The 8,953-nt window shown below is 65.2% G+C and carries 9 protein-coding genes and 1 pseudogene; 6 read left to right on the top strand and 4 right to left on the bottom strand.

The window, feature by feature from the left end:
* The 3 genes from G3N62_RS32750 to G3N62_RS32760 all read right to left on the bottom strand — a co-directional run.
* The coding region (locus tag G3N62_RS32750; protein ID WP_206141439.1) for a winged helix-turn-helix domain-containing protein at positions 1-382 on the bottom strand (382 nt) is incomplete at its 3' end.
* 313 nt (positions 383-695) lie between these two features.
* Complete coding sequence (locus G3N62_RS32755) at positions 696-2,906, bottom strand: xanthine dehydrogenase family protein molybdopterin-binding subunit (RefSeq protein WP_124670289.1); 2,211 nt, start codon at positions 2,904-2,906, stop codon at positions 696-698.
* Positions 2,907-2,908: 2 nt separating this feature from the next.
* Positions 2,909-3,370 (bottom strand): (2Fe-2S)-binding protein, encoded by a 462-nt coding sequence (locus tag G3N62_RS32760; protein WP_011354470.1) that lies wholly within the window; start codon positions 3,368-3,370, stop codon positions 2,909-2,911.
* Between the two features lie 180 nt (positions 3,371-3,550).
* On the opposite strand from G3N62_RS32760, the gene G3N62_RS32765 reads away from it, so the two are divergent.
* On the top strand, positions 3,551-4,474 hold the full coding sequence (locus tag G3N62_RS32765; RefSeq protein ID WP_059556784.1) for an AraC family transcriptional regulator: 924 nt from the start codon (positions 3,551-3,553) through the stop codon (positions 4,472-4,474).
* 44 nt (positions 4,475-4,518) lie between these two features.
* Here the strand turns inward: G3N62_RS32765 and G3N62_RS36190 are convergent, their stop codons facing one another.
* Positions 4,519-4,743 carry a hypothetical protein gene (locus tag G3N62_RS36190; RefSeq protein WP_226104081.1) on the bottom strand — a complete coding sequence of 75 codons (225 nt, stop codon included), beginning with the start codon at positions 4,741-4,743 and terminating at the stop codon, positions 4,519-4,521.
* 410 nt (positions 4,744-5,153) lie between these two features.
* Between G3N62_RS36190 and G3N62_RS32775 the strand changes: the two genes are divergently transcribed.
* From G3N62_RS32775 to G3N62_RS32795, 5 genes and pseudogenes are all read left to right on the top strand, one after another.
* The gene (locus G3N62_RS32775; protein ID WP_124670290.1) at positions 5,154-5,552 is read left to right on the top strand and encodes a hypothetical protein; all 399 of its coding nucleotides are present in this window, start codon (positions 5,154-5,156) and stop codon (positions 5,550-5,552) included.
* A 1,049-nt stretch (positions 5,553-6,601) separates the two neighbouring features.
* Entirely contained in the window at positions 6,602-6,925 is a 324-nt protein-coding gene (locus G3N62_RS32780) for a hypothetical protein (protein ID WP_034189521.1), read from the top strand.
* Between the two features lie 111 nt (positions 6,926-7,036).
* Positions 7,037-7,627, top strand: a complete 591-nt coding sequence (locus G3N62_RS32785; RefSeq protein WP_034189416.1) for a hypothetical protein — start codon at positions 7,037-7,039, stop codon at positions 7,625-7,627.
* 73 nt (positions 7,628-7,700) lie between these two features.
* Entirely contained in the window at positions 7,701-7,982 is a 282-nt protein-coding gene (locus G3N62_RS32790) for a hypothetical protein (protein ID WP_034189417.1), read from the top strand.
* Positions 7,983-8,026: 44 nt separating this feature from the next.
* Positions 8,027-8,953, top strand: a pseudogene (locus G3N62_RS32795) (chemotaxis protein CheA); the annotation flags it as partial.

The following is an 8,953-nucleotide window of genomic DNA, read 5'->3' on the forward strand; positions in this document are numbered from 1 at the left end:
TCATCGCCGGTTGCGGCGCGGCACGCAGGACCGGCGCGGCATCGTGGCGCTCGACGTGCGTCATGGCCGCACCGAACAGCACCAGGCGATAGCCGACCGCGTAGATCGGGATGATCCGCAGGTTCTTGTCGTGTTCGAGCTGCAGCTTCGAACGGATCCGCGAGATATGGGTGTCGAGCGTGCGCGACGACACGCCGAGCTCGCGGCCCCACACGGCTTCCTGGATTGCCTGCCGCGGCACGATCTTGTTCATGTTGTCGAGCAGGAATTCGACGACGTCGAATTCGCGCGGCGTCACGTCAACGACCTTGTTGTCGATTTCGATCGTGCGGCGCACGAAGTTGATTTTTATGTTGTCGATGTACAGGTATTTGCAATCCATGGTGGCCCTCACATGTCCATTAAGGAGTGTTTGCGGGTCCTGTGATGCAACTTTCGGGCCAGGCAGAGGATTATCGAGCGCCGACCGGCGGCGGCACGGCTGCGCGCGGCCCGGCAGCCTTGAATTTAAAAGAATTTTTAACGGGAGAGGCGAGGCGGACACTGAAGGGGTCCGAGCATCATTGAAGGATTGTTACGTAGCATCGGGTGGGGATGTTACGGGTGAGGGGCGTTACGTCTGACGTAACGCGAGGGGCGGCTGGATGGAGACCGGCCACGGGGGCGTTTCGCCCCGCGGCCGGTGCGCCTGCACATCAGGCCTTCGCGCCCTCCGCCGAATCGAACGGCAGCACGTAGTGCCGCTTGCCCGTCGCCGCGAAGATCGCGTTCGCCACGGCCGGGCCGACCGGCGCGACGCCCGGCTCGCCGACGCCGGTCGGCGCCTCGGCCGACGGCACGATATGCACTTCGACCTTCGGCATCTCGGCCATCCGCAGCACCTGGTAGCCGTCGAAGTTGCGCTGCTCGACCTGGCCGTCCTTCAGCGTGATCGCGCTGTGCATCGCCGCGCCGAGCCCGAAGCCGATGCCGCCCTCCATCTGCGCGGCGACGATGTCGGGATTGATCGCGATCCCGCAATCGACCGCGCACACCACGCGCTCGACCTTCACCTTGCCGTCCGCGTCGACCGACACCTCGGCGACCTGCGCGACATAGCTCTTGAACGCCTCGGCGACCGCGATCCCGCGCCCGCGGCCCTTCGGCAGCGGCTTGGCCGGATCCCAGCCGGCCTTCTGCGCGGCGAGGTCCAGTACCGCGCGCATCCGCGGTTCCTTCTCGAGCAGGTCGCGGCGGAACGCGTACGGATCCTTGCCCGCCGTGTGCGCGGCTTCGTCGATGAACGCCTCCACCGCGTAGGCCGTGTGCGAGCTGCCGACCACGCGCCACCACAGCACCGGCACGCCGGTCTTCGCGGTGGTGAGCTCGACCGACACGTTCGGCACCGCGTACGGCAGGTTCGCCGCACCCTCGACCGACGTCGCGTCGACGCCGTTCTTGACCATGAACGCTTCGAACGGCGTGCCGGCGAGGATCGACTGGCCGACGATCCGGTGGCGCCAGCCGACCAGCTTGCCGTCCGCGGTCAGGCCCGCGTCGAGCTTGTGGAAGTACATCGGGCGGTACAAGCCGCCCTGGATGTCGTCCTCGCGCGTCCACTGCAGCTTGACGGGCTTGCCGTCCGCGCCGAGCGCCTTCGCGATCGACACGGCCTCGACCACGTAGTCCGACCACGCGTTCGCGCGCCGGCCGAAGCTGCCGCCCGCATACAGCGTGTGGATCTGCACCTGTTCGGGTTTCAGCCCCGCCGTCCTGGCCGCGTTGGCCTGGTCGACGGTCTGGAACTGGTCGCCGGCCCAGATTTCGCAGCTGTTCGCCGTCAGCTTGACGACCGCGTCGAGCGGCTCCATCGGCGCGTGCGCGAGATACGGGAATTCGTACGACGCGCTGATCTTGCGCGCCGCGCCCGCGATCGCCGCGTCGGCGTCGCCGTCCTTGCGCGCCGACGTGCCGGGCTTGTCGGCGAGCTGGCGGTATTCGCGCATGATCTCGCCGGACCCGCGTTTTTCCGCGTGCGCGTCGTCCCACTCGACCTTCAGCGCGTCACGGCCCTGTTTCGCGGCCCAGAATCCGTTCGCGACGACTGCCACGCCGCCCGGCACCTGCACGACCGACACGACGCCCGGCACGGCCTTCGCGGCCGTCGCGTCGAACGATTTCACCGTGGCGCCGAAGCGCGGCGGGCGCTGCAGCAGCGCGACGCGCATGCCGGGGAAGGTCGTATCGAGCGTGAAATGCGCGGTGCCGTTCGATTTCGCCGACGCGTCGACGCGCGGGATCCGGTGCCCGATCAGCTTGAAATCGGCCGGCTGCTTCAGCGTGACCTTGTCGGGCACGGGCAGCTTCGACGCATCGGCGACGAGCGTGCCGTACGGCGCCGTTTTGCCGCTCTTCGCGTGCGTGACGACGCCATTGGCGGTCGTCAGCTCGCTGGCCGGCACCTTCCAGCGGGCCGCGGCGGCCGACACCAGCATCGCGCGCGCCTTGCCGCCCGCTTCGCGCAGCTGCTGCCACGAGTTCGCCATCGCCGAACTGCCGCCGGTGCCCTGCATCGTGCCGAACGCGAGGTTCGCGTAGCGCTTCGCATCGGCCGGCGCGCTTTCGACGCGCACGTTCGACCAGTTCGCGTCGAGCTCCTCGGCGACGATCGTCGCGATGCCCGTATACGCGCCCTGGCCCATTTCGACGTGCTTCGCGATGATCGTGACGGTGCCGTCGGGCGTGATGCGCAGGAATGCGTTCGGCGCGAAACCGGCTTCGGGCGCGGTCGCGGCGAGCGCGCGGCGGCCGAAGCCGGTGAAGTCGAAGCCGATGGTCAGGCTGACCGCGGCCGCGGCCCCCGCGGTCTTCAGGAACGTGCGGCGCGACGGACGCACGGAGCCGGTGTTGTCGAGTTCGATCGTCATGGTCAGGCTCCCAGCGTCGCGGCTGCGTCGTGGATCGCGGCCCGGATGCGGGCGTAGGTCGCGCAGCGGCACAGGTTGCCGTTCATCGCGGCATCGATGTCCGCGTCGGTCGGCTTCGGGTTCTGTTCCAGCAGCGCGGTGGCCGACATGATCTGGCCGGACTGGCAGTAGCCGCATTGCGGCACCTGCAGCTTGACCCAGGCGGCCTGCACGGCGTGCGCGGGCTTGCTCTGCAGGCCCTCGATCGTCGTGATGTGCTTGCCCGCGATGCCGGCGAGCGGCAGCACGCACGAGCGGACGGCCTGGCCTTCGAGATGCACGGTGCACGCGCCGCACTGCGCCATGCCGCAGCCGAACTTCGTGCCGGTCAGTCCCGCGTGTTCGCGAATCGCCCAGAGGACGGGCATCGACGGATCGGCGTCGAGCGTGACGTTCTTGCCGTTCAGGACAAACGAGGTAGGCATTTTTATGTCTCCATGGGGAAAACCCGCCATACGGGCAGGTTAGCCGGGAGTGTGCGCGAGCCGCCGCTTTTTGCGTCTACCCAATCCTGCAAATTTATTGAACAATCCTGCAAATCCCCGGCACGCGGCGGGCCGTTTCGCTATGCTCCCGCGACACGGGAAATCATTCGAGGATGCGTCATGGACATGACCGATATCGTGGCGTCGCGCGAATCCGGGCGGCGCGAGCTGGCATCGCTGATTGGCCGTTTCGCACCGGCCGACGGCTCGCATTCGACGGCCGTGCCGGGCTTGATGCTGCATCGGCACACGCGTCCGGTCGATCTCGGCTGCGGCGTGTCGCGGGCCGCGCTGGTGATCGCCGCGCAGGGCGCGAAGCGCGTGATCGTGGCCGGTCACGCTTACGAATACGACACGCACAATTGCCTGATTACGTCGATCGACTTGCCGATCCTCTCGCGCGTGACGCGCGCGTCGCCGGAGGCGCCGTACCTGTGCCTGTCGCTGACGCTCGATCCGCAGCGCATCGTCGAGCTGGCGGCCGAGATGCGGCTGCCCGAGCCCGATGCGGGCCCGGAAGGCGAGGGGATCGCGCTCGCCGAACTGACGCCGCCGCTGCTCGACGCCGCGCTGCGACTGTTGCGCCTGCTCGATACGCCTGCCGACATTCCGGTCGTCGCACCGTTGATCGAAAAGGAAGTGCTGTACCGGCTGATGACGAGCGGGCAGGGCACGCGGCTGCGACACATGGCCATCGCGGGCAGCCAGACGCACCGGATCGCGCGCGCGATCGAATGGATCCGCGATCACTTCGCGGAGCCGATGCGCGTCGAGTCGCTCGCGCAGGCGGTCAACATGAGCGTGTCGTCGCTGCACCATCATTTCAAGCACGTGACGACGCTGAGCCCGCTGCAGTACCAGAAGCAGTTGCGGCTGCACGAAGCGCGGCGGCTGTTGCTGCGGCAGGGCGGCGACGTCGGGTCGGTCGCCGCCGTCGTCGGCTACGAAAGCGCATCGCAGTTCAGCCGCGAATACAGCCGGCTGTTCGGCGCGCCGCCGATGCGCGACGTCGTGCACCTGCGGAAGAAGGAATTGCTCGGCTGAGGTGCCGCCGGCACCGGCCGGCACGCGTCTCGGGCGGTGCGCGGTCATTCATCGCCGTCTCCTTCGTCGAGCATCTCGAGGAACCACAGGTCGATCTGTCCGACGGCGTCGCGCACGCGCTCCATCCCGCTGCACGGGTGCCGTTTCGGCAAGCGCCGGTCCGCCTGTTCCGATGTCGACGAAGCGCCGCGACAGGCGCTCCGGTTTCGCTGACAACCCCGTTGATGCTTGAATGGCGCAAGCGCCGATCGATCGGTGGTGATCTTCATCGCCGTTTCCCCGACACGCAGGTTGCGAGCGGGCCGCCGCCGGTGCTCCGTGTGCCGTGGCGTGCCGCTCGGTGAGAGCCGGACATCAGGCAATCGGCATGCCACGGACGACACGCCGCCGCCGGGCGCGGGCACGGCCATGCCTTCGCCGATCGACAGGCGTGCAGGCGTTTCACGCGTGAATCGTGGGGACAGGCGAATGAGCCGGGCGAGCGCCGGATCAACGCGATTCGATACGATGAAACGCTCGATAAATCAGGCTTTTACGAGATTGTTAACGTAAGGCGCACGTTGAATCGGCATGTTTCATCGATGAGAATCGAGCGGATAAATGCTTGAAAACGTTTCTCGAATGTGTCGCATCCTCGGGGTGTATCCGGCGTGCAAGGTGGGTTGAGCCGGAATGAAAAATGGTGCTTGTGCTTTTGCCGGCATTCCATGTTTACATTTGTTTTAATTATTACGCCGGTAACGGTCGCGATGGCAACATTTTTTGTCGCGCGATCGTGTCGGTATTTTCACGAATGAATCAAATTCGTTTTGCCGAACCGGGGATAAGCAAGCCGAAGACGCATCGAAGGCCGTTGCGTCTGGCGCCGGGGCCGTACGCAGGGTGGATCGATTCTCGTTCGTTTTCGCACGGAAGCCGGGCCGCATACGCATCGAAGCGTCGTTCGTCAGTGGAAACACGGATGCCGCCCGGCGGGCGCCGCGGCGCGCTTCTCAAGTTTGAAACACCCGTTCAACCTGCCGTCCGGCAACGCGCCGCGGGCCGGATTCGTCCGTCTAATCACGGGATTGCGTCATGAAGCGCAGCGATCGCGACGTGTGCCAAACCTTTGCCGCGATACATTCCTGAAACAAAAAACGACGTTTCCGGCGAAAAGCCGCGGCCTGGCGGCGGTTCGGCGCGCGCAACGAACGATGGCGCAACGCGTGGCACGCTGCTTGCGGTATTGGACGCATCGGCGGGCGGTCGACACGATGCAACAAAGATGTGGGGGCGACCAACTCGTCAGTAAGCAGTCGGGGAAACGGCGATGAAGACCATAAGCAGTAGTGTGATCCGCGCGTATTTTGCGCACCAATGGGGTAGTCGGAGAAATCGGGGTGTTGCTCACGACGCAGTGCCAGCGTCGCGGGTATTCCATCGCTTTCCCGGCGTCCGCGCCGGCCGCGTGCCGCGGCGGTTGTCGCGCCTCGTGACGAGCGGGCGACAGGGGTGCCCCCTTTCATTCAGTTCACCCGGATGGGTCAGGCTGTTCGTGCCGGACAGCGTGACGCCGTTTCGTCTTCAACCGTGCAGGGCGGTTTCGATCGCGCCGGGCCAGTACCGGCGCCGGCCGGATTAGATCGAACGCACGTCGGCCGGATTGTCCGGACGCCCTTTCTTCGCCAGCTCAGGGAGCAAACATGCCATCTGTCTGCAATGCGGCACCGTCGTCGCTCGGCTGACGAGCGCAATTTGAACGGCTGTCGTATTTTGCGGTGGTATATATTCGCGCATTTTTGATTTCGAAAACGAATTCCAATGCCGGTATCCGTTTTCGACGGGGTATCGAAAATCGTGAGCCGGAGGATGCGTGCGTCATTCCGGTTGCGAAATTGGAGGTGTTTTTTAAAAACATTCAATTGTCGTAAAAATAATAGAAAACACCTACGCATAAATTTTGGACAAGCTGAAAACATAAAACTAGACTTCGGCTGTCAAAAATAGACAAAAAATTAAAATTAAGAGTCGGCACGAATTTCTTGATTTGATAGTAATCCTTATTTTTTTAAGGATTGCTCGAGGCAGGAAGGTTGATGGCGTGCAGTCTTCCTTGCTCATTCTCTCCACGCCGTTATGGAGTCGACCATGAAGAAGCTTCTGATTGCAGCAGCAGTTCTGGCGGTTTCGGGTGCAGCGTTTGCAGGCAGCGGCACGGTGTCGAGCAGCAATTCGACGAGCGGTGGCCAGACGATGGCCGGAGTTGCCGGGTTCGGCCACTTCTCCGCGACCGATTCGGGCGCAGCACTCGGTGCCGCCGGTGCACTTGCCGGTGGCCCGGGCAGCGCTTCGGTCTCGTACACGAGCCACACGCAAACGTCGACGGTCGGCGGCTTCGGCTTCGGCGGCGCACAGGCTGGCGGCAGCAGCGGTGCGAATGCCGGCTCGACTGGCTGGACGTATCACCACTAAGCCGCGGCGCGTAGCGTTCGTCATTGGCTGGCGGTACGGATGCCGGGCTTCGCCCCATCAGGGCGGGCCTGGCTCCGCCACCGCCGAACTTCCTCACAGCAAGGAATTGCTATGAAAGCCAAAGTCATATTAGCGACAGCGCTCACCGTCCTATCGTCGGCCGCATTGGCAGCAGGTTCGTTCACGAACAACCAGACGCAATCCGTCGCAGCGGGTGTGTCCGGTTCGGTACTGGTCGGATCCGGCAGCTATACGAGCAATTCGACATCGACGGCTGGTGCAAGCGCCGGCAGTACCGTGACACCCGCTGGTTCCGTCGGCACGGCGTCCGCCAATCACAACTCGACTTCGACGGCCAGCGGTTCGGGCATGAACGGAGGCGCGTTCGCGGCAGGCGGCGGTATCGGTGCTGCAGGCTCGTTCGGTGGAAACAGCAAAACGAACGAGAACGCGAATGCGCTGTCGGGAGGGGTGACCGCCACGATCGTACTCGGCGCGAACCACTACACGGCCACGGGTGCGAACGACAACGGCAACGCCAACGCGGGTGCCGCCGGGCTGACGGGCAGTGGTGGGTCCGCTGCGATCACGGGTTCGACTCACTACAACTCGTCGACCGCGTGGAGTACCGGTCCGGCCGGTTCGCCGTCCGCATCGGGTGGAAGCCAGGGCAGTTCGAGCGCGACCGGGAGCAGTCATTAGTCAGGTGTGGGGGGGACCAGTTTCCCAGCGACGCTGGTCTCTTTTCCGCATTGTTGTCACGTAAGGAGTTGGCATGAAGCAGAACCTGATTGCCGCCGCTCTGATGCTCGCGTCTCTGACGGCGTATGGCGCTGACCGTGCTGCCGATGGTGGGCAATCGACTATGCAGACGTCAAACAATCCTGACCAGACAACCAAACCGTCAGAACAACAAACGCTTTCGTCGGGCAGTGCCATCGGCGGACCGGATGCCCAGCAGTGGCAGGGCGTGTCGGCCGGCTCGTGGTCCCAGCTGGGCAGCGGCTGGAAGCAGTTCGGGGAAGCAGCGAAAACTGAAGGCATTCAGGGGAATTAGTACGGTTGCCTGGGTCGGAGGTCAAACCTCGTCCGGAGAGTGAAATGAACAGCAACAGGATCAAGGTGGCATGCGCGGCGATGTTCGCGATGACCACGATCGGTGCCCACGCGCAAACTGCCGACTCGACGTCGAGCGCGCAGTCCTCGACGTCGTCGACGGCCGTCAGCCAGGGTGGCGGTTCGAGCATGAACACGAACACCACGAGCTCGCGCGGCGGCAATGCCACCAGTTCCAGCGGGGTGCGCGGCAGCGGCAATTCGAGCGTGAACTTCAACGTGACGATGCCGTCCAGCACCAGCGGCGGCACGAATGTGACGCCGCAGTCGCTGCAGTCGTCGGGCGCGCCCGGCACCAACCCGTACAACACCCAGACCTCGGAAAACGTCAATTACTCGGGTACGCAGACGATCAAGACCAACCCGGCGATCCAGGCGCCTGGCCTCACGACCACGCTGTCCGATACCTGCATGGGTTCGGTGAGCGTCGGCGTGTCGTTCCCGGGCTTCGGCGCGACGGGCGGCACGACGCTGGTCGACCAGGCCTGCGTCCGGCGTCTCGATGCGCGTGAATTCCGTGCGATGGGCCTGACCGACGTGGCGCTCGCGCTGCTGTGCCAGAGCGATGCGAACCGGCGCGCGGTGGAAGCGACCGGCCACCTGTGCCCGGGCACGACCGCGCCGCTCGCGCGTTCGAACGTGGCGCCGAGCGTGGAAGCGACCGTCGCGGACGACGTGAAGTATCGCGACCCGATCGTGCGCGACCGCATGGGCCTGCCGCCGCTCGGTTCGGCCGCGCCGGCATCCGCGCCGACGCGTCCGATCCAGACGACGTCGGTGCAGGCAGCGCCTGTTTCGGTGCCGGTTCCGATTCCGGTGCCGGCGGTCGCGCCGGTCGCCGCCGCCCCGGCCGTCGCCGCCCCGGCAGCCGCCGCTGCCGCACCGGGGGTCGCGTCGCAGATCGGAAGCGGA

The organism is Burkholderia sp. Tr-20355 (assembly GCF_017104685.1).
Lineage (GTDB): Bacteria > Pseudomonadota > Gammaproteobacteria > Burkholderiales > Burkholderiaceae > Burkholderia > Burkholderia seminalis.

What these genes read in the sequence shown, in the direction of transcription:
- G3N62_RS32790 (WP_034189417.1), top strand. Translation starts at nt 7,701, where the DNA reads ATGAAGCAGAACCTGATTGCCGCCGCTCTGATGCTCGCGTCTCTGACG.
- G3N62_RS32760 (WP_011354470.1), bottom strand. Translation starts at nt 3,370, where the DNA reads ATGCCTACCTCGTTTGTCCTGAACGGCAAGAACGTCACGCTCGACGCC.
- G3N62_RS32755 (WP_124670289.1), bottom strand. Translation starts at nt 2,906, where the DNA reads ATGACGATCGAACTCGACAACACCGGCTCCGTGCGTCCGTCGCGCCGC.
- G3N62_RS32765 (WP_059556784.1), top strand. Translation starts at nt 3,551, where the DNA reads ATGGACATGACCGATATCGTGGCGTCGCGCGAATCCGGGCGGCGCGAG.
- G3N62_RS36190 (WP_226104081.1), bottom strand. Translation starts at nt 4,743, where the DNA reads ATGAAGATCACCACCGATCGATCGGCGCTTGCGCCATTCAAGCATCAA.
- G3N62_RS32775 (WP_124670290.1), top strand. Translation starts at nt 5,154, where the DNA reads ATGGTGCTTGTGCTTTTGCCGGCATTCCATGTTTACATTTGTTTTAAT.
- G3N62_RS32780 (WP_034189521.1), top strand. Translation starts at nt 6,602, where the DNA reads ATGAAGAAGCTTCTGATTGCAGCAGCAGTTCTGGCGGTTTCGGGTGCA.
- G3N62_RS32785 (WP_034189416.1), top strand. Translation starts at nt 7,037, where the DNA reads ATGAAAGCCAAAGTCATATTAGCGACAGCGCTCACCGTCCTATCGTCG.